Annotated in this window: 20 protein-coding genes; 6 read left to right on the forward strand and 14 right to left on the reverse strand. The window is 68.3% G+C overall.

Annotation, left to right across the window (positions count from 1 at the left end; translation table 11 throughout):
* Positions 1 to 136 precede the first annotated feature (136 nt).
* Positions 137 to 2,326, forward strand: coding sequence for an FG-GAP repeat domain-containing protein (locus SPRI_RS01855; RefSeq protein WP_374987881.1), 2,190 nt, complete (start codon positions 137 to 139; stop codon positions 2,324 to 2,326).
* Between the two features lie 239 nt (positions 2,327 to 2,565).
* Positions 2,566 to 4,098 carry a hypothetical protein gene (locus tag SPRI_RS39090; RefSeq protein ID WP_005307501.1) on the forward strand — a complete coding sequence of 511 codons (1,533 nt, stop codon included), beginning with the start codon at positions 2,566 to 2,568 and terminating at the stop codon, positions 4,096 to 4,098.
* A 398-nt stretch (positions 4,099 to 4,496) separates the two neighbouring features.
* Here the strand turns inward: SPRI_RS39090 and SPRI_RS38390 are convergent, their stop codons facing one another.
* A complete protein-coding gene (locus SPRI_RS38390; RefSeq protein WP_158685119.1) occupies positions 4,497 to 4,634 on the reverse strand; it encodes a hypothetical protein in 138 nt (45 codons plus the stop codon).
* A gap of 853 nt (positions 4,635 to 5,487) precedes the next feature.
* Here SPRI_RS38390 and SPRI_RS01865 point away from each other — a divergent pair.
* Positions 5,488 to 5,955, forward strand: a complete 468-nt coding sequence (locus SPRI_RS01865; RefSeq protein ID WP_078535166.1) for a Zn-ribbon domain-containing OB-fold protein — start codon at positions 5,488 to 5,490, stop codon at positions 5,953 to 5,955.
* Positions 5,956 to 6,061: 106 nt separating this feature from the next.
* The gene (locus SPRI_RS01870) at positions 6,062 to 8,542 is read left to right on the forward strand and encodes a SpoIIE family protein phosphatase (protein WP_005307506.1); all 2,481 of its coding nucleotides are present in this window, start codon (positions 6,062 to 6,064) and stop codon (positions 8,540 to 8,542) included.
* Positions 8,543 to 8,641: 99 nt separating this feature from the next.
* Here SPRI_RS01870 and SPRI_RS01875 read toward each other — a convergent pair whose 3' ends face one another.
* The 5 genes from SPRI_RS01875 to SPRI_RS01890 all read right to left on the reverse strand — a co-directional run bounded on the left by SPRI_RS01875 (position 8,642) and on the right by SPRI_RS01890 (position 14,546).
* Positions 8,642 to 10,393 (reverse strand): acetyl/propionyl/methylcrotonyl-CoA carboxylase subunit alpha, encoded by a 1,752-nt coding sequence (locus SPRI_RS01875; RefSeq protein WP_037775740.1) that lies wholly within the window; start codon positions 10,391 to 10,393, stop codon positions 8,642 to 8,644.
* Positions 10,390 to 10,854: a cobalamin B12-binding domain-containing protein gene (locus SPRI_RS01880; protein WP_053556657.1), complete on the reverse strand. Its 465-nt coding sequence runs from the start codon at positions 10,852 to 10,854 to the stop codon at positions 10,390 to 10,392. Before SPRI_RS01880 ends, SPRI_RS01875 begins: the two co-directional genes overlap by 4 nt.
* Before the next feature lie 19 nt (positions 10,855 to 10,873).
* Entirely contained in the window at positions 10,874 to 11,080 is a 207-nt protein-coding gene (locus SPRI_RS36710; protein ID WP_005307515.1) for an acyl-CoA carboxylase subunit epsilon, read from the reverse strand.
* Positions 11,081 to 11,101: 21 nt separating this feature from the next.
* Positions 11,102 to 12,703, reverse strand: a complete 1,602-nt coding sequence (locus SPRI_RS01885; RefSeq protein WP_053556658.1) for an acyl-CoA carboxylase subunit beta — start codon at positions 12,701 to 12,703, stop codon at positions 11,102 to 11,104.
* 256 nt (positions 12,704 to 12,959) lie between these two features.
* On the reverse strand, positions 12,960 to 14,546 hold the full coding sequence (locus SPRI_RS01890) for an acyl-CoA mutase large subunit family protein (protein ID WP_005307521.1): 1,587 nt from the start codon (positions 14,544 to 14,546) through the stop codon (positions 12,960 to 12,962).
* Positions 14,547 to 14,647: 101 nt separating this feature from the next.
* Between SPRI_RS01890 and SPRI_RS01895 the strand changes: the two genes are divergently transcribed.
* On the forward strand, positions 14,648 to 15,331 hold the full coding sequence (locus SPRI_RS01895) for a TetR/AcrR family transcriptional regulator (protein WP_005307524.1): 684 nt from the start codon (positions 14,648 to 14,650) through the stop codon (positions 15,329 to 15,331).
* Positions 15,332 to 15,334: 3 nt separating this feature from the next.
* Here the strand turns inward: SPRI_RS01895 and SPRI_RS01900 are convergent, their stop codons facing one another.
* Positions 15,335 to 17,737, reverse strand: a complete 2,403-nt coding sequence (locus SPRI_RS01900; RefSeq protein WP_005307527.1) for a beta-glucosidase family protein — start codon at positions 17,735 to 17,737, stop codon at positions 15,335 to 15,337.
* A gap of 217 nt (positions 17,738 to 17,954) precedes the next feature.
* Between SPRI_RS01900 and SPRI_RS01905 the strand changes: the two genes are divergently transcribed.
* The gene (locus SPRI_RS01905; protein ID WP_005307530.1) at positions 17,955 to 19,133 is read left to right on the forward strand and encodes a TetR/AcrR family transcriptional regulator; all 1,179 of its coding nucleotides are present in this window, start codon (positions 17,955 to 17,957) and stop codon (positions 19,131 to 19,133) included.
* Between the two features lie 5 nt (positions 19,134 to 19,138).
* Here the strand turns inward: SPRI_RS01905 and SPRI_RS01910 are convergent, their stop codons facing one another.
* The 7 genes from SPRI_RS01910 to SPRI_RS01940 form a co-directional block, all read right to left on the reverse strand.
* The gene (locus SPRI_RS01910; RefSeq protein WP_005307533.1) at positions 19,139 to 20,194 is read right to left on the reverse strand and encodes a phosphotransferase family protein; all 1,056 of its coding nucleotides are present in this window, start codon (positions 20,192 to 20,194) and stop codon (positions 19,139 to 19,141) included.
* A 92-nt stretch (positions 20,195 to 20,286) separates the two neighbouring features.
* Positions 20,287 to 21,045, reverse strand: coding sequence for an SDR family NAD(P)-dependent oxidoreductase (locus tag SPRI_RS01915; protein WP_037775745.1), 759 nt, complete (start codon positions 21,043 to 21,045; stop codon positions 20,287 to 20,289).
* A gap of 14 nt (positions 21,046 to 21,059) precedes the next feature.
* Positions 21,060 to 22,376, reverse strand: a complete 1,317-nt coding sequence (locus SPRI_RS01920) for an acyl-CoA dehydrogenase family protein (RefSeq protein ID WP_005307539.1) — start codon at positions 22,374 to 22,376, stop codon at positions 21,060 to 21,062.
* 35 nt (positions 22,377 to 22,411) lie between these two features.
* On the reverse strand, positions 22,412 to 23,959 hold the full coding sequence (locus SPRI_RS01925; protein WP_005307542.1) for a long-chain-fatty-acid--CoA ligase: 1,548 nt from the start codon (positions 23,957 to 23,959) through the stop codon (positions 22,412 to 22,414).
* 144 nt (positions 23,960 to 24,103) lie between these two features.
* A complete protein-coding gene (locus tag SPRI_RS01930) occupies positions 24,104 to 24,931 on the reverse strand; it encodes an SDR family NAD(P)-dependent oxidoreductase (RefSeq protein WP_005307544.1) in 828 nt (275 codons plus the stop codon).
* Positions 24,928 to 25,299: a MaoC/PaaZ C-terminal domain-containing protein gene (locus SPRI_RS01935; RefSeq protein WP_005307547.1), complete on the reverse strand. Its 372-nt coding sequence runs from the start codon at positions 25,297 to 25,299 to the stop codon at positions 24,928 to 24,930. The genes SPRI_RS01930 and SPRI_RS01935 overlap by 4 nt, the downstream gene beginning before the upstream one ends.
* A complete protein-coding gene (locus tag SPRI_RS01940; RefSeq protein ID WP_005307550.1) occupies positions 25,296 to 25,751 on the reverse strand; it encodes a MaoC family dehydratase N-terminal domain-containing protein in 456 nt (151 codons plus the stop codon). Before SPRI_RS01940 ends, SPRI_RS01935 begins: the two co-directional genes overlap by 4 nt.
* Position 25,752: the final 1 nt, after the last annotated feature.

Below are 25,752 nucleotides of genomic sequence, written 5' to 3' on the forward strand. Positions count from 1 at the left end.
ACCTGGCTGTTCGTCACGGCCGGGGCGTCAGCGCGGACTGGATCTGCGGACACATGTCTGGCGGCGTACAACTTTTTGATCGCTGCAGAGTCCCAACCGGCAAGGGCGCACGGCGCGCCTGATGTCTTCTGGAGGAATGCCCGTGCCCCTGGCCCGTTCGACGCGAGGGCGGCTCGCCCGCGCCATCACCACGGTTCTCGCCATCACGCTCGGGGCGACCGCGCCGACCGCTCCCGCGCACGCCGCTCCGGTCGCGGGCGGGGGGCTCGCGGCGGACGCGGCGTCGACCGCGGACCCGATCGCGTACCCGAAGGCCGGCAGGCTCGTCGGGGCCGGTGTGACCGGCTTCCTGACGACCTCCGGCACCAGCATCTCGACCTTTCAGCGCTACTCGGACAGTGCCGGGCAGACATACGACGGCGCCGTGTACCTGCGGTCGACGCCGACGACCGACTTCCTGGTCTTCAGGGGCGGGTCCAAGATCACTCAGCGGAACCTGGCGACGAACGGTTCCCTCGAGGTTCCCGTGGGTTCCCTGACGGGTGACGCGAGGTGGGCGGGCGCGGCGGCTGACGCCGTCTTCACGACCGTCGTGACCGAGGCCGGCACGGTGCTCCGCAAGCACGTCGACGAGGCCCCCACGGTGACGGTCACCGGCCTTCCGGCCGACGCGACCTCCGTCATGGTCACGCCCGCCACGCCCGCCCACGCCAAGGTCACCTTCACGCAGAACGGGCTGGGCAAGTGGGGCCTCCTCGACCTCGCCACCGGCGTCCTCACCCTCGGCGCCCCGGGGATCGGCGCGCAGGCGGTCTCCGCGACCCACACCGCGTGGTCCGTCGACGCGGCGACGGACCTCCGGGTCTTCGTCGCGGACCGGGCCACCGGCGAGGTGCACGAGGCCCCGGTGCCCCCGGTGCCCTCGCCCGGCCACCCCCAGGTCGGCCTGGTCGGCGACTGGGTGCTGTACGGGCAGAAGGGCGGGATGGACTTCGCCCAGCCGAGTGTCCACCACGCCATCACCGCCTACAACGTCACCACCAAGGCGACGGTGAAGGTGCTCGACCACGCCTACGAGTTCACGTCCGCCCCCGACGGCAGCCTGTACGCGCGGGGCGGCCTCGTCGGCCGGGGCGAGGGCATGTACCGTTTCGCGGCCACGGGCGGCGACACCCTGAAGGCGGAGCTGGTCGCGACGACCGGCGAGCCCACCGAGGTCGTCGCCACGGACTCCACCGTGCCCCCGGTGGTCCTCGACCTGGACCAGGCCAAGGGGTTCACCTTCAAGTGGACGCTGTCCCGCGAGGTGTCGAACCCGAAGCTCACCGTCCGCCATGTGCGGACCGGGAAGACCCACACCATGACGGCGGCGCCCAGCAGCACGCCGACGTTCGCCTGGGTCGACAACAACTGGTACGAGGACGTCCCCAACGGCGACCACACCTGGGAGTTGACCGGCTCGCCGGTCAACGGCATCGGCCCGGACGTCACCGCCGGCGGCACGTTCACGGTCGTCCGCAAGGCGCAGCCGCACGACTTCAACGACAACGGCAGCCCCGACCTGCTCAGCCGGGACTCCGCCGGCCGCCTGTGGCGCACGGACCTCTTCTACCGTCCGATCGACGAGAGGCGCGGTATCAACGAGGCGTCGGCCCGGACCTACCTCGGTTCGGGCTGGGGCGTCTACGACAGCATCGAGGCCGCCGGCGACCTGGGCGGTACGCCGGTCGGCGACCTCCTGGCCCGCGACAGGTCCGGCGTGCTCTGGCTGTACCAGGGCAAGGGCACCGGCAACTTCGCCGCCCGGGTCCAGGTCGGTGGTGGCTGGCAGGTCTACGACAAGATCACGTCCGGCAGCGACCTGACCGACGACGGCCGGGTGGACGCGCTCGCCACCGACAGGTCCGGTGTGCTCTGGCTCTACACCGGCACCGGCAACGCCACGAAGCCGTTCCTCCCTCGCGAGAAGATCGGTACCGGCTGGGGGATGCACAACGACATCACGGCTGTCGGCAACATCGCGGGCGGTACCGCCGGCGATCTCGTCGCCCGTGACAAGGACGGTGTCCTCTGGCTCTACCTGGGCAAGGGCGACGGCTCGTTCGCGCCCCGCACAAAGATCGGCGGCGGCTGGAACGCGTTCCGTCCGCTGATCGCCGCCGGTGACGCGGACGGCGACGGGCGCCCCGACCTCATGGGCCTCGGCACGCCCTATCAGTTGTCGAAGCTGTACAAGAGCACCGGCGACTGGAAGGTCCCGTTCCGAACCGGCGAGGTCATGTACCTGGAGCAGGTCAACGCGAACCTGTCGGACCTCGTGTTCTGACTCCGCCGCACGCGCGGAGGGGAACCGCCGCAACACCCGGCCTCCCCTCCCCGCGAGGATGCCGCCCCTGGCCCTTCGTCGACCAGCCGTTACCAGCGGCAAGCCGCTGAAGCGCGAAGATCGCGATCTACGGCTGGAGCATCAGACCGTGCCCTCCGTGTCCGCGCCCGTGTGCGGTCAGAGCCGTACGGCAGAAAGCCTCGGACCTCGGCACCGTCATATCCGAGCTGGAGCAGGCAGTGGACGCTCGCGACGGTGCCCGCACCGAACGCGCCTTCACCGCCGCACTGAAAGGCCTGCAGCAGGCGCCGGAGGCCGAGCGCGTCCTGGCGGGGCCACGGCTGGCCGCGCTGCTCCCCGCCTTCCCGCCCACGGGCCCGCGCCCGCTCCTGGCGTCGGCGGCCGGCTTCTGCGTCGAGAGCGGCGCTGATCCGGTGGCCTGCGCGGAGCCAGTCCTCGACGGTGTCCAACGAGACCTGCTCGACGCCCTGGAGTTCGCCCGCCGCTGGACCGCTGCCGGCGGAGCCGAGGACGAACTGCCGGAGCCCGACGGGAAGATCGTCGATGACGCGCTGCTGGCCCGCCTGGGCGGCGACGCACACGACGCCACGCGGTTGGCGCTGGCCTGGTGCTCGGTCGAGGAATGGCAGCCACCCGCTCTGGCCGTACTGTGCCGCAGCGCAGAGGTCCGCCGTCGGTACGCATCCACGCTCCTGCCCGCCTGCCGCGATCTGGCAGCCCTGGAGCGGCATGACCTCAAGTGCCTGGCCTACGCGCTGGCGGTCCTGGACGACGAGCCCTTGGTAGTGCTGCACCGGCCCACCGGGACCGGGTTCGAGGTGCGCATCGGCGGCATCGGGGACAACTTCCAGTTGCACACGCTGCTCGCCCACGTCCTCATCGGTGGCGGCCACGTGCCCGGCACCGGCCCTTCGGCCGAGAGCGTCCGCCTGGCCACGGACCCCGAACCCGCCCGGGAACGCACCGACGCCGTCGCGACCGGAGCCTTCGAACTCCTCGCCCCTGACGGCGAGCGGATCTGGAACGAGGGGCTGCCCGACGACATCCCCGTGGTGGAGGGACACCGACTGCTCGTTCTCGACGAACCTGGGTCGCTGTCGGCGGCAGTCGTGCCGGCCGAGGAGAAGCCGCCCGCGACGCTCGGCCGGGCGGGGCCCGGCACCTGCACGGCAGGAACGGCGGGCCGCTCGGCGGTGCGGTTCGCCCGCACGGCGCGGGCGAGGACGGTGGCGTTCGGGATCAGCGGGGCGCACATCTCGCAGACCTCCTCGACGCTCCAGACTCGGCGCACGATCGGGTCGTGCCGCAGGATCATCACCACGGCGCCCGCGCAGTACGCCTTGGCGTCGGGGTGCGCGCCGCACCGCTGCGAGCCGCAGTGGCACCAGGCGTTGGGTCGGACGGTGGCCACCTTCGCGTGCGCGGCGGCGTGCTGGGCTGCGAAGGTGCGCAGCGCGGCGAGGTCGGCGGAGCGGGGCGGCATGCGGCACGCCGCGATGCTGCAGGTGACCTGGGCGAGACGGCCGCCGTGGGCGGTGATGCGGACCGTCCAGGCCCGTCCGGGGATGCGTTCGGTAATGTCTTCGCTGTTCGCGGTCGTCACGGCCGTCCGATCGTGGTTGTTCTGGGTTTGGCCAACTATGTGCTACCCGCTGTCCCCTTGGACAGCACGTTTCGCCGGCGCGGGGCGGCCGGCCCCACAAGGTGCGTCCGGCAGATGCGCTGATGCCCCATCAGGCGGTCGCGTGTGACACAGCTGGAGCGCGGCTCATTCGGCCGGACGCCTGCTGTCCGCTGGTCGGTGCCCCGGGTGGCGACACCGCAGGGCGCACCTCACGCCGGGGCATACGGATGGCGGATGAGGACGCCGGCATGAAGCGGCCCGGGTGAGAAACCTCGGCGTGCGTAGGCGCGGTGCATCGCCGGAGCGTTGGGCACCACGACGAGCCCGGCATGGTGGTGGTCGGCAAGGAGGAGCGCGGCGCGAACCAGACGGCCTGCGGAGACCGGGTCCTCCTCGTGGCCACGAGAGTGCCGGCCACCCACCAGATGCCTCCCTGGCTGCGCAGGTGACGCACGGTCGTGACCGGGCCGGCCGTCGCGCGCGAGCGCGCAAGCATGCTGCCGGTCTCCCACAGCAGGAAGGACGTCAGGCCAGCGCCGGCCCGCACGCCAGGAGCGGCGGGACGCCGTCCGCGATGGCGTGCGAGGCGGCGTGCGGCGGCAGCCAGAGCCACAGGCCACTGACGGTGCTGCCCAGCAGGAGGAGAGTCTCCAGCGGCGCCATACTCCTCGGCTGGGTTTCACCGAAGTCCGTCGTGAGCGGGCAACTGCTCCAGATCGCCGCCGAGGGGCTTCAGGAGAGATCGACTTCAAAGACCGCAGCTGCCGCGTATCCAACCTGGCTGAAGGGCCGGGACCCCAGCAGGGTTCCGGCCCTTTGTCTGTGACAGCGTGAGCCAACACGCCACCCCGCTTGCTGCGGTGGCAGTCGACCCCAGAGGTGTACAGCGCCGTGAAGGCACTGCGCGAATTGCGAGACTCACCGCTCCCCCTCGCCGGTTCCTTGCCGCACAGGAGGCGCCAGTTGCAGCCGGCAGGGCTCACACCGCGCAACCAACTTGACCCACCGACGACATGAGACGTCTTGCGACCGCGTTCGACGAAGTAGCACTCGAGCCTGCGGAAGTCCGCTACCCGGGCCGCGGCTTCGAGGATGAGGGCGGGTGATCCCATGGTGCCGTCTTCGTATCGTCCCGGGCCTGCGTAGCCGTCGAGGTGGACGACTCTTCCGTCGGGTGCGTCCTGGCCGACCTTGCTGGCGAAGGGTACGACGTACCGATTGAGGATTCCGTGCTTGAGGACGGCAGCCGCCTTCTTGCGCACGAAGAAGGGGCTGCTGCTGTCGATCTCCTCGCCGACGCTTTCCCCGCTGAGGTCGAGTACAGGGTCGTCGTACAGTTCGTCCCGCCGATCCGAATCGGAACTGAGTCCTTTACATGTGGTACTCCGTACCATAACCTGCAGGCGATGCTCACCCACAGGAGCGCTGAGCGCCGCAGCCTAAACCGCAGGTCTCGACCCCTGCCCCATCACGAGGCTGCGGTTTCAAAAGTCCTTCGGACGGAGGAAGAGGCAACATGATCCAAGTACAGATCGCACCCGCCGAGACGCTCCCCGCGGAAGAGGGCAACCACCCAGACGCCTCCCCACCCTCAGTTGTCGACTGCCATGACCCTCGGCCGCTGGGAGGGGTGTGGAAGGGTGAGCTCCACTTCCAACGCTGCACTTGGTGCCGGACCGCCATCTTCCGTCGGCTGCTCTGCCCTGCCTGCGCGTCCACCGACCTGACTACGGAGCGCAGCAGCGGCATCGGCACCATTCACCATGTCAGCATCATGGGCCGCAATGTCGGTCGGCCATGGGCCCTCGCCACCATTCGCATGCGCGAGGAATTCTCCATACGGGCCAAGGTTCTCGACGTCTACAGGGCTCACGTCGGCGCCGTGGTCTGCCTCGACTCGGGCATGGAAGCCGGCTCGCAACAGATTTCCTTCCGCCCGTACGACGCCCCGGCACGAGCGAAGAGCGCTCCCACCCGAAAGTGAGTCGACCGTCAGGCGGCGGCGTGCAATGTAGCGGACAATCGTCGCAGGGGTGTGGGCGTTGTCGGGCCGGGATGGGCCCTAGGTGCAGCGAATGGACGGTGCGACTATGACGAATCAGCCGAGCGCCATGTCCACCGCATCGCCCCGACTCCTCGACGCGACGAACCTGGCCTTGGCCGTGCTGGACCGGCGGGGAGTGGTCGTCGGCTGGAGCTCGGCCGCAGAGGCCTTGGTCGGCTACGGCGATCAGGAGATCCTGAACCGGCCCGCCGCGACCCTGCTGCACAACGATGCGGACCCGGCGATAGCTGCCGCGCTGCAGCAGGGCCGCACGCAGGGTGGGTGGGACGGTGCGGTAACCGTGCGGCATCGCAATGGGCGCCATACGAGGCTCATGGTGCGGGTCTTTTCATGGTTGGATGCGGCCGGGGAAACACTGTGGGCGGTTCTCGCGCACGCAGAGGACCAGGTGACGCGCTCGGAACTGAGCCAGGGGGTTTTCGAGCCGCTGTTGACCTACTCGCCGATAGGCGTCGCTGTGCTGGATACAAACCTGCGGTACCTCTGGGTAAACGAAGTCCTTACCTATGGCGGCGCAGCCCCTTCGAAACGAAGGGTGGGCCAACGGGTGGGGCAGGTGTTTCCCCAGCTTGAGGGAGTCGCGCAGGTCGAGGAACAATTGCGAAACGTGCTGGAAACCGGCATTCCGGTACTCGACTTCGAGTTTCATGCCTTCAATCCACAGGATTCGACCCGGACGCACGTGTTCTGGATGAGCTTCTTCCGCCTGGAGGACTCCACCGGACGCGTAGTGGGCGTGTGGTACATGGCCTTGGACAACACAGACCGCTGGCGCACCCGGGAACGAGAAGCCCTACTGTCGGAGGCAAGTACGTATATCGGCAGCACCCTCGACGTCGAGCGGACGGCGCAGGAACTCACGGAGATCGTGGTGCCACGCTTTGCCGACGCCGTTGCCGTTGATCTGTTCAACTCCGTTCTGCATGGGGGCGATCCGCCTCACGAACCGGATACCGGCACCCTGCGGGCCGTGGGGCAGCGTTGGATTCCCGAGGATGACAGTGAGGCCGGCGCCCACGTCGCAGAACTGCTTCACCAGCTCCAGGATTCGGCTGCCACCCGGCGTCGCTGCTTGCACGACGGAGAAGCCTGGATGGAATCGCTCGCGTGCGGTGCCGGCAACGCCGTGCTCTCGGCACCTCCTCCGACCGCCGAGAAGCTCCGTGAACTCGGCGTTCATTCCGTCCTGGTGGCACCCGTGCAGGCCAGAGGCACGGGCCTCGGCGTCGCGGCATTCGCACGGTTCAGGAACCCGGATTCATTCGACGAGAGCGATGTCGGGCTGACTACTGAGCTTCTTAGCCGTGCCGGAGTGTGCATAGACAACGCTCGCCGGTTCACCAGAGAGCGCCGGGCCGCTCTGACCTTGCAGCGGAGCCTTCTGCCCCGGGCGCTTGCGACAGGGGATGTCCTGGATGTCGCTTCACGCTATCTTCCCGCGGGCGATCTTCAGATGGTGGGGGGCGACTGGTTCGACGTTATCCCGCTCTCCGGCGCCCGGGTCGCCCTGGTCGTGGGTGACGTGGTCGGCCGCGGGAGCTATGCGGCAGTAAGCATGGGGCGGCTTCGTGCGGCCGTACGCACACTGGCGAATACGGACCTTCCGCCCGATGAGCTACTGGCTCATCTCGATGACCTTGTCATCAGCTTGGCCGAGCAGGAACAACCCGACGAGGAGACTCCCGGTCCAGAGGTGAGCCCTTCGGCCTCGTTCCTGGGCGCAACGTGCCTCTATGCCGTATACGACGCGGTCACTCGGTGCTGCACAGTGGCCCGGGCCGGCCATGTGCCGCCCGCCGTGGTCGCGCCCGACGGCACCGTTTCCTTCCCGGACCTGCCGGCCGGACCTCCGCTGGGCCTGGGGCTCTCCCCCTTCGAGGCCACAGAGCTACAACTTCCCGAGGGTGCCCTCCTCGCCCTGTACACCGACGGCCTCATCAAGTCGCACGATCAGGACATCGACGTCGGGCTGAGCCGTCTCGCCGGAGCCCTGGCCCACCCCGCCCCTCGCCTGGAAGATCTCTGTGAGAACGTCTTCCACACCCTGCTGCCGGGTGACCCGGGTGACGATGCGGCCTTGCTCTTGGCGCGCACTCACGGCTTGGATCCGGATCAGGTCTCCACCTGGGACCTCGCCCGAGACCCCTCGATCGTCGCCGAGACCCGCGGCCTCGTGACGCGCCGGCTCGCCGACTGGCACTTGGACGATCTGCAGTTCACCACGGAACTGATCGTCAGTGAGTTGGTCACCAACGCGATCCGCTACGGCAGTGAACCCATAAAGCTTCGCCTGATCCGCCAAAGTACGTTGATCTGTGAGGTTCTCGACAACAACAGCACCTCACCTCGACTGAGGCACGCCCGGACCACGGACGAGGGAGGCCGCGGCCTGTTCCTCGTCGCGCAGCTCGCACGGCGCTGGGGAACCCGCTACACAAGGTCCGGCAAGATTATCTGGGCCGAGCAGAGCCTGCCTCCTCAGCCTGAAACCAGCCACCCTGCATGAAACTTAGCGGCACGCTGTGGGGGGATCTGGTCCCGGCAACCGGAGAGGCCCGCAGGCATTGCCTGCGGGCCTCTCCGGTTGCCGGAATCGGGACGCGTGTCAGTCCTTGATCTCGCAGATGGTGGCGCCGGAGGTGAGGGAGGCGCCGACCTCGGCCGCGAGGCCCTTGACGGTGCCGGAGCGGTGCGCGTTGAGCGGCTGCTCCATCTTCATGGCCTCCAGGACGACGATGAGGTCGCCCTCCTTGACCTCCTGGCCCTCCTCGACGGCGACCTTGACGATGGTGCCCTGCATCGGGGAGGCGAGGGTGTCGCCGGACGCGGCCGACGACGACTTCTTCGCCGCGCGGCGCTTGGGCTTGGCGCCGGCGGCCAGGCCGGTGCGCGCCAGGGTCATGCCGAGCGAGGACGGCAGCGACACCTCGAGGCGCTTGCCGCCGACCTCGACCACGATGGTCTCGCGGCCGGCCTCGTCCTCCTCGGTGTCCCCGGGGACGGTGAACGGCTTGATGTCGTTGACGAACTCGGTCTCGATCCACCGGGTATGGACCCGGAAGGGGTCCGCGGTGAACGCCGGGTCGGCGACGACGGCACGGTGGAAGGGGATGGCGGTGGCCATGCCCTCGACCTCGAACTCCGCCAGCGCGCGGGCCGCGCGCTGCAGTGCCTGCTCGCGGGTGGCGCCGGTGACGATCAGCTTGGCGAGGAGGGAGTCCCAGGCCGGGCCGATGACCGAGCCGGACTCGACGCCGGCGTCGAGGCGGACGCCGGGCCCGGTGGGCGCGTTGAAGGCGGTGACGGTGCCGGGGGCGGGGAGGAAGCCCCGGCCCGGGTCCTCGCCGTTGATGCGGAACTCGAAGGAGTGGCCGCGCACGGCGGGGTCGTCGTAGCCCAGTTCCTCGCCGTCGGCGATGCGGAACATCTCGCGGACGAGGTCGATGCCGGTGACTTCTTCGGTGACCGGGTGCTCGACCTGGAGGCGGGTGTTGACCTCGAGGAAGGAGATGGTGCCGTCGGTGCCGACGAGGAACTCGACGGTGCCGGCGCCGACGTAGCCGGCTTCCTTGAGGATGGCCTTGGAGGCCCGGTACAGCTCCGCGTTCTGGGCCTCGGACAGGAACGGCGCCGGGGCCTCCTCGACCAGCTTCTGGTGGCGGCGCTGGAGCGAGCAGTCACGGGTGGAGACGACGACCACGTTGCCGTGGGTGTCGGCCAGGCACTGGGTCTCGACGTGGCGCGGCTTGTCGAGGTAACGCTCGACGAAGCATTCGCCGCGGCCGAAGGCGGCGACGGCCTCGCGCACTGCGGAGTCGTACAGCTCCGGCACCTCTTCGAGCGTGCGGGCGACCTTCAGGCCACGACCGCCACCGCCGAAGGCGGCCTTGATCGCGATCGGCAGGCCGTGCTCCTTGGCGAACGCGACGACCTCGTCGGCCCCCGAGACCGGGTCGGGCGTGCCCGCGACCAGCGGGGCGCCGGCGCGCTGGGCGATGTGACGGGCGGCGACCTTGTCACCGAGGTCGCGGATGGCCTGCGGCGGCGGGCCGATCCAGGTCAGGCCGGCGTCGATGACCGCCTGGGCGAACTCCGCGTTCTCGGACAGGAAGCCGTACCCGGGGTGGATGGCGTCCGCCCCCGAATCGGCCGCGGCCTGAAGCACCTTGGCCATGTCCAGGTAACTGGCGGCCGGGGTGTCACCGCCCAGGGCGAACGCCTCGTCGGCCGCGCGGACATGCAATGCGTCCCGGTCCGGATCGGCGTAGACGGCTACGCTCGCGATCCCGGCGTCCCGGCAGGCACGGGCAACGCGGACAGCGATTTCGCCACGGTTGGCGATGAGCACCTTGGTCAGCATGCCGGCTCCCGTATGTCGTTGGCAGTCGCAGTGAGCCGGTGCGCGGTTTCGACGATCCGGCTGATGTCCGAGCCAGGGGTGAAGACCGAGTCGACGCCCATCGCCTCGAGTTCGGGGATGTCGGATTCGGGGATGATGCCGCCCACGAGGATCTGGACATCGGCCGCGCCTTCCTGCTGAAGGAGCTTGATCACCTTCTTCATGATCGTCAGATGGGCGCCCGACAGCACGGACAATCCCAGGAGCGGCGCGTCTTCTGCGATGACGGTGGAGACGATCTGTTCCGGCGTCTGGTGGAGACCCGTGTAGATCACCTCGAATCCGCTGTCTCGCAATGCGCGGGCGATGACCTTTGCGCCGCGGTCATGTCCGTCCAGGTCGGGCTTGGCGATCACTACGCGGGCGTGCGGCGGCGGAGCGGCAGTGGAGCGATCGGTGCACTGTTGCAGGGAATTCATGTCTCTTTCCAGGAATCGATCAGCGGGGCCAGGAAGTGCTGCGCCACATTCCCGGCCCGGGCAGGGGGAGCCGGCCGCGCGGGACGTTGCGCTCCCTGGCGGCCCATTGATTCAGTCGGTCGGGCGCCTCGTGCGTCGTCGAAGTCGCTGCGGCCCGGGCCTGGACCACCGCGAGTGCGGCGGCCAGCTCCTCGGGAGTCGGGTTTCCTCGTACCACCTTGATCACAGCAGCAGCTCCTTCCAGGGCCTAGAGCGGGATGTTGCCGTGCTTCTTGGGCGGCAGACTTTCCCGCTTGGTGCGCAGCTGGCGCAGGCCCTTGACGATCTGTGCCCGGGTCTCGGACGGCATGATCACGGCGTCGATGTAGCCGCGTTCTGCGGCCGTGTACGGGTTGAGCAGGGCGTCCTCGTACTCCTGGATCAGCCGGGCGCGGGTGGCCTCCTGGTGCTCCGGGGCCTCGGCGGCGATGGTGCGGCGGTGCAGGATGTTCACCGCGCCCTGCGCGCCCATGACGGCGATCTGGGCGGTGGGCCACGCCAGGTTGAGGTCGGCGCCCAGGTGCTTGGAGCCCATGACGTCGTACGCGCCGCCGAACGCCTTACGGGTGATGACGGTGATCAGCGGGACCGTGGCCTCCGCGTACGCGTAGATCAGCTTGGCGCCGCGGCGGATGATGCCGCCGTACTCCTGGTCCACGCCGGGCAGGAAGCCGGGCACGTCGACGAAGGTCAGCACGGGCACGTTGAACGCGTCGCAGGTGCGCACGAATCGCGCGGCCTTCTCGGAGGCGTTGATGTCCAGGCAGCCGGCGAACTGCATCGGCTGGTTGGCGACGATGCCGACCGGGAAGCCCTCGACCCGGCCGAAGCCGGTGACGATGTTCGGCGCGAACAGCGCCTGGGTCTCCAGGAACTCGCCCTCGTCGAGGACGTGCTCGATCACGGTGCGGATGTCGTACGGCTGGTTCGCCGAGTCGGGGATGAGCGTGTCCAGCTCGCGGTCCTCCTCGCTGACCGCGGTGTCCGCCTCCTCCGGGAAGGACGGCGGCTCGGACAGGTTGTTGGACGGCAGGTACGACAGAAGGGACTTGACGTACTCGATCGCGTCCTTTTCGTTGCCCGACATGTGGTGCGCGACACCGGAGGTGGTGTTGTGGGTACGGGCGCCGCCCAGCTCCTCGAAGCCGACGTCCTCGCCGGTGACGGTCTTGATGACGTCGGGGCCGGTGATGAACATGTGCGAGGTCTGGTCGACCATCACCGTGAAGTCGGTGATCGCCGGCGAGTAGACCGCGCCGCCGGCGCAGGGGCCGACGACCAGCGAGATCTGGGGGATGACGCCGGAGGCGTGGGTGTTGCGGCGGAAGATCTCGCCGTACATGCCCAGCGCGCTGACACCCTCCTGGATGCGGGCGCCGCCGGAGTCGTTGATGCCGATGACCGGGCAGCCGGTCTTCAGCGCGAAGTCCATCACCTTGATGATCTTCTGTCCGAACACCTCGCCGAGAGCACCGCCGAAGACGGTGAAGTCCTGCGAGAAGACCGCGACGGGGCGGCCGTCGACCGTGCCGTAACCGGTGACGACACCGTCCCCGTACGGCCGTGTCTTCTCCAGCCCGAAGTTGGTCGAGCGGTGGCGGGCGAACTCGTCGAGCTCCACGAACGAGTCCTCGTCCAGCAACAGCTCGATCCGCTCCCGGGCGGTCAACTTGCCCTTCGCATGCTGCTTTTCCACCGCGCGAGCGGAGCCGGCATGCGTCGCCTCTTCGATACGGCGCTGAAGATCCGCGATCTTTCCCGCGGTCGTATGAAAGTCGGTCTCGTACAGCTTCGTCGGTACAGCGCTCACCGGACGAATCCCTCCTGGCTGTTGCTGCCGAACGCCTGGCACGCCGTGGTTTGTGGCCTGGCGATTGGACGGAGAGGCTGGAGAAGCGGGGCTGTCAGCCCCATGCCAGGGGGCGCGACGAAGTCGTTGCGTGTCACGGCACTGGGAAGGAATCCCGGTGGCGGCAGTGGAGGCCGGCGCGGGAGGTCAAAGGCAGCGGTCACAGAATGGCTCCAAAGGCGATGGCGGGGACAGCGGAGGGGAACCGCTCCACTGGTCAGACGGAGTCGTGCGGGACGTAGATGCCCCAGACGTCGCGCAGGGCGTGCGAAACTTCGCCGACGGTGGCTCGCAGTCGCAGGGCCTCGCGCATCGGCGGCAGGACATTGTCAGCGCCTTGTGCAGCGGACCGCAGGGAGTCGAGGGCTCGCTTGACAGCGTCGTTGTCACGCTCCCTGCGCAGCGCCGCCAGGCGTTCGCACTGATCGTTCTCGATCTGGGGGTCCACGCGCAGCGGTTCGTAGGGTTCTTCTTCGTTCAGGACGTACTTGTTGACACCGACGACGGTGCGTTCCCTACCATCGATCTCCAGGGCGATCCGATACGCGGACTTCTCGATCTCGGACTTCTGGAAGCCCTGTTCGATCGCTGCGACTGCACCCCCGCGGTCTTCGACGGCCTGGACCAGGTCCAGCGCCGCCGCTTCGAGGTCGTCGGTCATCGACTCCATGACGTAGGAACCAGCGAAGGGATCCACGGTCTTGGTCACGTCGGTCTCGTAGGCGAGGACTTGCTGAGTACGGAGAGCCAGCCGAGCTGCCTTCTGGGTCGGCAGGGCGATAGCCTCGTCGTAGGAGTTGGTGTGCAGGGACTGCGTTCCGCCGAGGACTGCGCCCAAGCCCTGCAGAGCGACACGGACGAGGTTGACCTCGGGCTGCTGTGCCGTCAGCTGTACGCCGGCGGTCTGGGTATGGAAGCGGAGCATCTGGGACTTCGGGTTCTTGGCGCCGAATTCCTCCCGCATGATGCGGGCCCAGATGCGGCGTGCCGCACGGAACTTCGCTATCTCCTCCAGCAGCGTGGTCCGGGCGACGAAGAAGAACGACAGGCGGGGGGCAAAGTCGTCGACGTCGAGGCCGGCGGCGATGGCCGCGCGCACGTACTCCTTCGCGTTGGCGAGGGTGAAGGCAATTTCCTGCGCAGGCGTCGCCCCGGCCTCGGCCATGTGGTAGCCGGAGATGGAAATCGTGTTCCAGCGGGGAAGTTCCTGGTGACAGTAGGCGAAGGTGTCGCTGATCAACCGCAGGGATTGCTTGGGCGGGAAGATGTAGGTGCCGCGGGCGATGTACTCCTTGAGCACGTCGTTCTGGACCGTGCCGGTCAACTGGTCGCCTTGGATGCCCTGCTCGGCCGCGACCAGTTGATACAGCAGGAGGAGCGTCGAAGCCGGGGCGTTGATCGTCATCGAGGTGGACACCTGATCCAGGGGTAGGCCCTGGAAGAGTGCCCTCATGTCCTCGATCGAGTCGATCGCGACGCCGACCTTTCCAACCTCGCCCTGCGCGACGGCCTCGTCGGAGTCGTAGCCCATCTGCGTCGGCAGGTCGAACGCGACGCTCAGACCACCGGTGCCCGCGTTCACCAGCTCGTGGTAGCGCTCGTTGGACTCCTTCGCCGTACCGAACCCGGCGTACTGCCTCATCGTCCACGGCCGGCCGGTGTACATCGACGGGTAGACGCCCCGCGTGAACGGGAACTTCCCCGGCGCACCCAGCTTGACGTCCGCGTCGAAAGCCGTCAGCGCCCAGCCGTCGTAGAGCCGCTGGATCGGCAAGCCGGACTCACTATGCGTAACGGAATCCACGCCGAAACCTCCTCGGTACTCAATGTCTTTCGTACGGTACTCAGTACCATCCAGGGAGGCAAGTGGTCTTCAGCCGCTGAGACGGGTAAGGATGTGGCCTCATGAGCAAGCCTTCCGCGCGGACTCGACTCGCAGACGCCGCATTCGCCCTCTTCGACGAGCGTGGATATGAGCAGACCACCGTCGATGACATCGCCGAACGGGCCGGAGTGGGGCGTACGACGTTCTTCCGCCACTACCGGTCCAAGGAAGCCGTCATCTTCCCCGACCACGACCGGCTGCTGGAACTGATCAGGGACCGGTTGGCGACCTCCAGCCACAGCACCGCCCTGGTCGCCGTGTCCGACGCGGTCCGCCTCGTGCTGCTCCACTACATCGACGAAGGTGATCTCGCACGTCGGCGGTACGCGCTCACGAGCAAGGTGTCCACATTGCGCGACCGGGAGATCGCCAGCGTGGCCAGATACCAGCGGTTGTTTCGCGAATTCATCGCGGAATGGATGGGTGACCCGACGAAGTCGGCGTCGCTGCGGGCCGAACTCATGGCCGCGTCAGTAGTCTCAGCCCACAACCACGTACTGCGCCGATGGCTGCGAGGAGAGGCCTCGGACCCGGTCGCAGAGGTCGACGAAGCGATGCGCGAGGTACTCGCCCTGTTTCCGGCACCCGGCTCCCCGTCGGAGAGCGGGCGCGGCACCACCGTCTTCGCCTTCCGCACCGGGCAGGACATCGACGCCCTGGTCCCGGAGCTACGGCGCTTGGTCGAGGGCGAGCACGGGAGGTGACCGCTAGTCGGTGACGGTGGCGGCGGAGAACCACGAGCGCTGCTCGGCGGCGACAACACAGGACCGCCCGGTTACGGCAACCCTCGCCCGCGAACGGATGTCATCGGAGCTGCTGCCGACGCTGAACTCGATCGGGCCCGGTTCCATCACGACTTCGCCTTCAGCGCCGGTGTAGGCCAGCACACTCAGCGGAAGGACAAACTCGACCTTTTTCGACTGCCCGGGTCCGAGTTCGACCCGGGCGAACCCTGCGAGCTGCTGAGCGGGGAGCGTGACGCCGATTGCGGTGTCTGCCGCGTAGAGCTGGACGATCTCGGTCCCCGCCCGATCGCCGGTGTTGGTGACGCTGACGGAGAGGTGGATCTCGCCGCCGGTGTCGACGTCGTCGGTGTCGAGTCGGAGGGGCCCGTAGTCGAAGGTCGTGTAACTGAGACCGTGGCCGAACGGGTAGAGCGGGGTGGAGGGCATGTCGAGGTAGCCCTTGTGGATGTCGGCTTCGGTGCGCCGGTATCCGCTACCCCACCGCTGCCCGTGGTGGATGGGTACCTGGCCGACGTGCCGGGGGATCGTGACAGGGAGCTTGCCCGACGGGTTGGTGATGCCGAAGAGGGCGTCCGCGAGGGCGGCGCCCTGGTGCGGGCCCCCGTAGTAGCAGGTCAGGACTGCGGGCAGGCGGTCGATAACCGGTGCCAGGCTCTGCGGTCGGGCCATGGCGACCACAGCTACGGTCGGCTTGCCGGCGTCGAGCACCGCGTTCACGAGTTCCACCTGCTGTTCGGGCAGGTCGATGTTCGCGGTGTCGCCGCCTTCCTTCTCGGTGAGGTCGTCGCCGTACCAGCCGGCCTTGCCGCCGATGTAAAGGATGACCAGGTCGGCCTCGACGGCCGCGGCAACGGCAGCGGGGATGTCGGTCGGCTGGGAAGGCAGCACGCCTGCGCCGGCCACCGCGGTGACCTCGGCTTCGGGCAGCAGGCGTCTGACAGCCTCGGCGAGGGAGACCGCGGGATAGTTGGCGCGAGCGTAGATCTCCAGATCTCCCTGCGCGCGTTCCAGTTCGGTGGTCAGGGACGCGAAGCCCTCCTTCGGAAGCTCGCCCACTCCCGGCATGGGGAAGAATCCGAGCTCGGCCGCGACGCGGATCATCGCGACCCCGGCCGGGTAGCTGTACTGCGGGAAGCCGACCATGACGCTGTCGGCGTGCGGCCCGATCACCGCCACCCTCTGCAAACTGCGGTCCAGGGGCAACAAGCCGGCGTCGTTCTTCAACAGCGTCACCGCCGCGTCGGAGAGCCGACGTGACAGCTCGTCGCCCTCGCCGGCGCGGGAGCGGATCTCGACCGGATCCTCTGCGACGTACGGTTTGTCGAACAGCCCAAGCGCGAACTTGTCGCGCAGCACGCGCCGCACCGACACGTCCAGCTGTTCCAGCGGCAGCAGGCCGTTCTCGACCGCCCGGACGAGGGTCTTGCCGTAGCCGTACGGCGAGGGCGCCTCGACGTCCATACCCGCCGCAACGCCCATCGCACCGACCTCCTCCTCACTGGTGGCGACATGCTGGCGGGTCTGGGCCCAGCCGATGCCGTTGTAGTCGGAGAGAACCGTGCCGCTGAACCCCATTCGGTCGCGCAGCAGGTCTGTCAGTACGGCGCGGCTGGTGTGCACCGGCTCACCCTCGAACTCCGAATACGTAGCCATGACCCCGGCGAGGCCGGCGACCCGGATCGCGGCCTCGAAGGGGCGGCCGTACACGTCGTACAGCTCCCGAGGGCCGACCGCGACCGAGGCCATGTTCTGGCCGGCCTCGGTCTGCGCGTAGCCGATGAAGTGCTTGGCACACGCGATCACACCTTCACGCAGGTCGTTCCCCTGCATTCCCCGAGTGAAGGCAACACCCAGGGCAGCCACCAGGTACGGATCCTCGCCGTAAGTCTCCGTCATTCGCCCCCACCGGGCGTCTCGCGCGACGTCGATGACCGGTGCGAGGGCTTGGAGCATGCCGACTGCGCGCATTTGGCGCCGCATGACGTCAGCCATCTGCCGCACGGCCTCGGTGTCCCAGGTCGCGGCCAGGGCGATGGGGGTCGGGAAGGCGGTGAACCCGGGGGCGACCAAGCCGTTCAGTGCCTCGTTGTGGAAGATCGCCGGGATCTTCAAGCGCGTCTCGGTGACGAGATAGCGCTGAATCGCATTGACGCTTCTGGCGATCTCCTCAGGCAGCTTGTGGCCCAGGAGGCCGATCCCGGCGACGTGACCGATGCCGTGCCCGAGCAGCTGGTCCAGCTGACCGCGCAGCGGCCCACGCGGGCCGAGCAGAGCCAGCGGGACGACGGAGGCCAGCTGCATCGCCTTCTCCTCGAGCGTCATCTCCCTCAGGAGCTCGCCCGCACGCTCCCAGTCGGTGCCCATTCCTTCCGCCATACTCGCCTCACATCGACAACAGATCCCTTATGTCCGACTTCCAGCAAGTCTTCAGCTAAGTGTCAATATGCCCCTCGCGCAACATCGGCGTTCGCAGTGACAGCCACCGAACAGCGCCTAACGTGACCTGAATTGCCGCCCTGAGGTACAGCAGGAATCTCAGCCCTGTATCCGAACGACGCAAAGTTCGATCTAGGATGAACGAGTGACTACCGACACCGACCCACGACCGACACGGCGCCCCCGCGACCGCAAGGCAAAGATCGTTGCCGCGGCCGTGGAGTGCTTCCACCGGTCGGGATACCACGCGACCGGCATGGAGGAGATCGCGAAGGCTGTCGGGATCACGGCCGGGTCGCTGTACTGGCACTTCCGAGGCAAGCAGGAGCTTCTCGACCAGGTCGTTCTTGACGGCCTCGACATGGCCCTGGCAGCGGTGGGCGAGGAAGAGGACCTGGACGCCGTACTCCGCTCCCTCGCCTCCTTCAGCTTGGAGAATCGGGCGTTCGCCGCTCTGTGGGAGAAGGAAGCCATCCACCTCTCTCCCGTCATCCGCCGGGAAGTCCAGGAACGCCACACCGCGCTCGCCGGACGCGTGTCCGCTGCCGTCCGGGCGGCGCGCCCCGGCCTCGACGCAAGGGACGCCGAGCTGCTCGCCTGGGCCGTGCTCGGCGTGCTGGCCGGCCCGTCCTACAACAACATCGAGCTGCCGCGACCCGTATTCGACCACCTGCTCGCCGGTCTCGCCGGCAACGTGTGCCAGGTCGAGGGCCTGCCTCCGGCAGGCCCGCCCGGCGCCACCGCTCCACGCCCGGTTCTCACCCACGCCTCGCGCAGGGAAGCACTCCTGTCCGCCTCCGTCCGGCTCTTCGCCGAGCGTGGCTTCCCGGCGGTCAGCATGGACGACATCGGCAAGGCCGCCGGCATCTCCGGCCCGGCCGTGTACAACCACTTCGCCAGCAAGTCCGACCTGCTCAGCACGGCCCTGCACCGCGCGACCGGCGCCCTGCAGTTTGATCTCGACCTGACTCTGGCAACGAGTGCCTCCGCCCATCAGGCTCTGGAACGGACCGTGCGTGCTCTCAGCACCGTCAACCTCGCCTCGGGAGGCTCCGCTGGGCTGCTGCACGCCATTCCTCACCTGCCCGACGCAGACAGGGAGGCCTTGCACCGGGCCCAGCTCGAATACGCCACCGAGTGGACAGGCCTGGTCCGCGCGTGTCGCCCCGACATGAGGCAGACCGAGGCCCAGATCGCCGTGCATTGCGTCCTCACGCTGGTCCGCTTCCTCGCCCAGATGCCTGCGCTGCGGTGCCGTACCGACCCGGCACAGACCCTGGTGGACCTCGGACTGCAGACCCTCGGCCTACGCCACGACGGCTGACCGACTCAGGCTGAGGCGATGAGCCGGCCGGCGCGTTCGAAGAGGGCACGCGCGGAGGCGTGCAGGCGGTCTCCGACTGCGGCAGGGGCCTTTCCCGCGCAGGCGCGGGCGTGTGTGCCTTCCAGCACGATTCCGAGTTTGAAGCACGCGAGCACGGTGTACCAGGCGATCGCGGTCAGGTCGCGGGTGGTGCGTCGAGCGTAGCGGGCTACCAATTCGGCGGCGGTGGGCAGACCGCCGGCCTTTGTCAGGGCGCCGTCGAGCAGGTCGACTCCGCCAGGCTCGGGCCAGGTGGCGAGCAGCCAGCCGAGGTCGAGGAGCGGATCACCGATGGTGCACATCTCCCAGTCGACGATCGCCGCCACGTCGGGACCGTGCGGGGAGAACATCACATTGGCCAGGTGGAAGTCACCGTGCATGATGCCGGGCCTCCACTCGGCCGGGCGGTTGCGTTCCAGCCAATCGGCCACGGGGTCGACTCCCGGAAGGATGGAGCCGAGGTAGCCGGAGAACCGGTTGTACGACTCGAGCTCGGCCAGCCAGCGGGGGACCTGACGCTCGAGGAAGCCCTCAGGCCGGCCGAAGCCGGCAAGCCCGACAGCGAAGTGGTCCACCGTGCCCAAGGCGGCCAGCGCGTCCGCCATGGCCAACCCCATGCGGTGCCGCACCGAGGGGTCGCCGGCATGCAAGGGCGGCAGGACCACCGTGGCGTTGAAGCCGTCGACCGGTTCCATGAGGTAGAAGACGGCGCCGTCGAACACGGCGGTGTCGTCGCACACGGCGATGATGTGGGGGTGCGGGACATCGGTGTCGGCCAGCGCGGACAGCAGCCGGGTCTCGTGGAGCAGTACCTCGTTGCTCCGGGGCCGCAGGTGGTGGGGCCCGCGGCGCAGCACGTACTCACGGCCGGCGCGTTCGAAGCGCACCATCACGTTCTGGGTGCCGCCGCTGATGGGGCGGACACGGGTGAGCGGGCCGGTGCCGAGGCCTCGCGTGTCCATCCAGGCGGTCAACGCTGCGGTGGCGTCGGCCCCGAGCAGGGGTGACGGCGTGGTTTCCATGGTGGGCTCCCGGCATGTGGGTGGTGGGCGGACGGCGATGGGGCGGGGACTTCCTGTCGGTGGACGTCCCCGGCCCTTGGCAGGTCGTGTGCCTACCTGATGCCACCGTCAAGACGCAGGGTGGATCCCGTGCAGAACGCGGATGCGGTGCCGGCGAAATACAGGGCGGCTCCGACGATTTCGTGGGGCTCGCCACAGCGACGCAGCGCGGTCGAGTGCTCGAGTTCCGCGCGGAGTTCAGGGGGCCAGGCGGTGGAGATGTCGGTGAGGAAGGGGCCGCACTGGATGGTGTTGACGCGCACCTTCGGGCCGAAGGCACCCGCGAAGCCTTCGGTGAGGATGTTGAGGCCGGCCTTCGCAGCAGCGTACGGCAGGGAGTCGGCAGTAGGGCGGGTGGCCTCGATGGAGCTGACGTTGATGATCGATCCCCCGTCGCCCTCGGCCATCCTGGTGCCGGCCACTGCGGCAAGCCGGAAGGGACCCTTGAGGTTGACGGCGATCACCTTGTCGAAGAGGGCTTCACTCACCTGATCCAGGCTGGGGTAGAGCGGCGACAAGCCCGCGTTGTTGACCAGTACGTCGAGGCGCCCGAATTCCGCGTACACGGCGTTGGTCAGGGTGTCGCATTGCGCCCAGTCGCTGACGTTGCAAGCCACCGGCAGCGCCTTGACGCCGTGTCGCCGGGTGAGTTCCTCGGCGAGCTGACGGCAGTTGTCCATATTGCGGCTCGCGATGACGACGTGCGCGCCGCGTTCGGCGAAGGCCTCGACCATCGCCTTGCCCAGGCCTCGGCTGCCGCCTGTGACGAGGACGACCTTGCCGTCGAATTCGCTGTGCTGCGTCAGGGTCATGATCACGGTCTCTTTCAGCTCTGGTCGGCTACGGCCTGCTCGACCACGTGGGCGTAGCGGGCTCGGGCCTGCTCGCGGCGGGTGGGCAGGTGGGCGGAGGGGAACAGGCCCTCGGCGGGCTTGCGTTCACGCAGCAGGTCGCGTGCGACCGCGATCTTGTGGACCTCGGTGGGCCCGTCGGCCAGGCCCATGACCTCGGCGTTGAGCAACAGCGCCGCCAGCGGAAGTTCGTCGGAGATGCCGAGCGAGCCGTGCAGGTGGAGGGAGCGCTGCACCACGTCGTGGAGGACCTTGGGCATGGCGGCCTTGACGGCGGAGATGTCCTTGCGGACCTTCCGGTAGTCCTGGTGCTTGTCGATCAGCCAGGCAGTGCGCAGGACAAGCAGACGGAACTGCTCAAGTTCGATCCAGCTGTCCGCGACACGCTCCTGGGTCATCTGGAGCGAACCGAGCGTGCCGCCGCCACGCGTGCTCCGGGAGACGGCGCGCTCGCACATCATGTCGAAGGCCAGGCGGATCTGGGCGATGGTGCGCATGGCGTGGTGGATGCGTCCGCCGCCGAGCCTGGTCTGGGCGATGGCGAAGGCCGCGCCCTCCTCTCCAAGGAGGTTGGCAGCGGGTATCCGGCAGTCGGTGAAGCGCAGGTAGGCGTGGCTGCTGTGGTGGTCGCCCTCGGTGCCGGTGCCGGCGACTGTGTGGACATTGCGGACGATCTCCATGCCGGGCGTACCGGCAGGGACCAGCAACATCGACATGCCGCGGTGCGGGTCGGCCTCGGGATCGGTGACGACCATCACGACGAAGAAGGCGGCGTGCTGGGCATTGGAGGCGAACCACTTCTCGCCATTGATCACCCAGGTGTCGCCGTCACGCTGTGCCCGTGTGCGGAACAGCGCGGGGTCGGCGCCGGCTTGCGGCTCGGTCATGGCGTAACAGGAGGAGATGTCTCCGTCGAGCAAGGGGTGAAGGTAGGCGGCCTTCTGCTCGGAAGTGCCGAAGTGGGCAAGGATCTCGGCATTGCCGGAATCGGGTGCCTGGCAGCCGAAGATCGTGGGCGCCCAGCGGGAGCGGCCCAGGATCTCGTTCATCAACGCCAGCTTGACCTGGCCGTACCCGGCGCCGCCGAGCTCAGGGCCGAGGTGGCAGGCCCACAGTCCGTGTTCCTTGACCTGTTCCTGCAACGGGCGAACGACCGCCATGGCCCGGGCGTCGGACTTGTCGGCGGGGTCGCCCAGGAGCAGATCGAGCGGTTCGATCTGCTCGGCGACAAAGGCGTCGAGCCAGTCGAGCTGCCGCTGGAAATCGGGGTCGGTCTCAAAGTCCCAGGCCATGGCTGGTCTCCCAAACGTTTCAGGTGGGTCGGATGTCAGTTGATGCGGCGTGCTGTGCCCTGCCAGTGCGGGGCCCGCAGCTCGCGCTTGAGGACCTTGCCGGCGGCGGACAGGGGCAGCTCGTCGACGAACTCGCAGGACCGGGGCGCTTTGTATCCGGCTATCAGAGACTTGGTGTGATCCCGGATCTCCTCGGCGGTCGCGGTGCAGCCCGGCCGGAGGACGACGACCGCGTGGACCCGCTCGCCCCATTGCGCGTCGGGCACTCCGATGACCGCGCAGGCGGCGACCGAAGGGTGCTGGGCGACGGCGTTCTCGACCTCGGTGGAGTAGACGTTCTCGGCCCCGGTGACGATCATGTCCTTGACTCGGTCGACCAGGAAGAGATAGCCGTCGGCGTCGAGGTATCCGGCGTCGCCCGTGTGCATCCAGCCGCCACGCAGGGCCTCAGCCGTCTCGTGGGGTTTCTTCCAGTAGCCCTGCATCATGCCTTCGCCACGGGCCACGATCTCTCCGACCGTGCCCTGGGGGACCTCTGCCCCTTCTCGGTCGACGATCCGCACCTCCACACCCGCCAGTGCACGGCCGGCCGAACGGAGGAGTCGGCCGTCGTTGTGATCATCGGCACCGAGCATCGCGATACAGGGGGCCATCTCCGTCATCCCATAGCCCTGGACCAGACTGGTGCGGGGCAGGACCTGATGGGTGCGCTCCAGGAGAGCTCGGGAGATCGGAGCGGCTCCGTAGACCAAGGTCTCCAGGCTGGAGAGGTCGCGGCTGCCCGCATCCGGATGGTCCACCAGCATCTGGACCATGGCCGGTACGAGCAGGGTCGCGGTCGGACGATGCTTCTCGATCACCTGCAGGACTGCAGCGGGCTCGAAGGCGGGCACGAAGACGTGGGAGCCGCCGATCAGGCTCTGGGCGTACCAGCAGGAGAGTCCGGCCAGGTGGAACATCGGCGCGGCGACCATCATCCGCCCGCCTTGGCGGACGAGGCGCACGGTGGCCGCGGCGGAGAGCACGGAAGCCCAGATGTTGGCGTGGCTGAGCACGACGCCCTTGGGAAAGCCCGTCGTGCCGCCGGTGTAGAAGACGCCGGCGGGCTCGCCGTCCGCGCTGTGGGTCTCCTCCAGCGGCTCGTGGGAGAGGATCAGTTCCTCATGGGAGTGCATGTTCTGCGGGGTCGGGCCGTCTCCGCAGTGGATGAGGGTGGTGACTCCGTCCCATTCGGCGTGGAGAGCGGGGGTCAGCGGAGCGAAGGCGTCGTCGACGAAGAGCACGCGGGTGCTGGAGTCCGCGAGGGAGTAGGCGATCTCCTTGGCGCTCCAGCGGATGTTGACCGGGTTGACCGCGCAGCCGGCCCACCAGGCCGCGAGCAGGACTTCGTGGTAGCGGTCGGAGTTCAGGGCGAGTATGCCGATGCGGTCACCTTCGCACGCTCCCAGCGCGCGCAGACCGCCGGCCAGTCGGGCGACGCGTTCGGCACTCTCCTGCCACGTGCGCACACGGTCGCCGCATATCGTCGCGACGTCGTCGGGGGTCTGCTGCACGGCTCGGTGCAGGATGTGGGTCAGATACACGGCGAGTCTCCTCGTCTGTCGAACCGGCCGCCTCGGCCGGGGAAGGCTTGTTGCTGACGGTGACCTGCAGCCGGTCGTCCCCGAGAAACCGTGGGTGTGGTCCTGCCGGGACCCGCACAGTTTTCGCCCCGGCAGGACCACGGCTCACATACCGCCGGAGCAGTGCAGGACCTGGCCGGTGACGTAGTCCGACTCCGGGGTGCAGAGCAGGTAGACCGAGCCTGCGGCCTCGACAGCGGTGCCGCCGCGACCGAGCGGGATCAGGGCGCTGGCGGCAGCCAGCAGCTGGGGGTTGACACCCACCGGGAGTTCACGACCCTCGATGTTGATGGTCGCGTTGCCGTCGGCCGGGGCGTCGGTGAGACGGGTGTGGATCAGACCGAACGCCACGGCGTTGACGTTGACGTGGTAGCGGCCCCATTCCTTGGCCAGCGTCTTGGTCAGACCGACGATCCCGGCCTTGGCGGAGGAGTAGCTGGCCTGGCCGGCGTTGCCGTTGGTGCCGGCGCCGGAGGAGATGTTGACGACCTTGCGGTGGACCCGCTCGCCTCGGGCGGTCTCCTCCTTGACCAGCCGGGAGATGTGCGGCTGGGCGGCGCGCAGGATCTGGAAGGGCGCCTTGAGGTGGACGTCGAGCATGGCGTCCCACTGCTCGTCGGTGTGCTTCTGGACGACGGAGTCCCAGGTGTAGCCGGCGTTGTTGACGATGATGTCGAGGCCGCCGAAGGTCTCGACGGCGCTGCTCACGAAGCGCTCGGCGAAGCCCGCGGCAGTGACGCTGCCGACGCAGGCGACGGCCTCGCCGCCAGCGGCCTTGATGGCCTCGACAGTCTCCTCGGCCGGTGTCGGGTCGAGGTCGTTGACGACGACACCCGCGCCCTCGGCGGCCAGCTTCAGGGCGATTTCGCGACCGATGCCGCGGCCGGAGCCGGAGACGATGGCGGTCTTGCCTGCGAGTTTGCGGCTGGTCATGCTGCGATTTCCCCTTCGATGACTGCAGTGCCCGCGAGAGTGACGGTGCCGTCCTCGAGGGTCATGGCGAGGTCGAGGTAGGTCAGGCCGTTTTCGGTCTTGGTGACCGTGGCGATGGCGGTAGGTCTGGCGTTGACCGGTGTGATGGAGGTGAAGCGCACGTTGAAGGAGCGGATCCGCTCCTGCGGGACGTGGGAGGTCAGCAGGCGGCCCAGGTAGGCCATGCTGAGCATGCCGTGCGCGAACACGTCTTCCAGACCGGCGGACTTGGCCACGTCCAGGTCGATGTGCATGGGATTGTGATCTCCCGACGCGCCGGCGTAGAGCGCGAGGTCGGTTCGGGAGATGCGCGGGAGAAGGAGCTTCACTTGGCCGCCTCCGGGTTACGCACAACCAGGCTGTTGTGCAGCTCGGCAATCAGCTCACCGTTACGGGTCACATCGGTCCGCTGGACGAGGAAGTCCAGGACGCCGCCCTTCTTGCTGTAGGCGTCCGTCACCGTGCTGGTGAAGGTGAGCGTGTCGCCGGCGTAGGCCATGGCGTGGTAAGTGAAGCCCTGCTCGCCATGGAGAATGCGACGCACGTCGATGCCCAGCTCGTCCAGGAGCGCGAGCGGGTCGGGTTTTTCCGCAAGCAGGCAGAAGAGGAAGGTCGGCGGCACGGGAAGGCCGTGGTGGCCGGCGGCCTTCGCGGCTTCGACATCGGTGTACACCGGATCGGTCTCACCGATCGCCTGGGCAAAGAACCGCAGCCGGCCCGGCTCGGCCTCGGCGCTGTGCGACGGCAGCACCCTGCCTATGACCTCGGGGTCGATGGCCATC

This window comes from Streptomyces pristinaespiralis (assembly GCF_001278075.1).
Classification (GTDB): domain Bacteria; phylum Actinomycetota; class Actinomycetes; order Streptomycetales; family Streptomycetaceae; genus Streptomyces; species Streptomyces pristinaespiralis.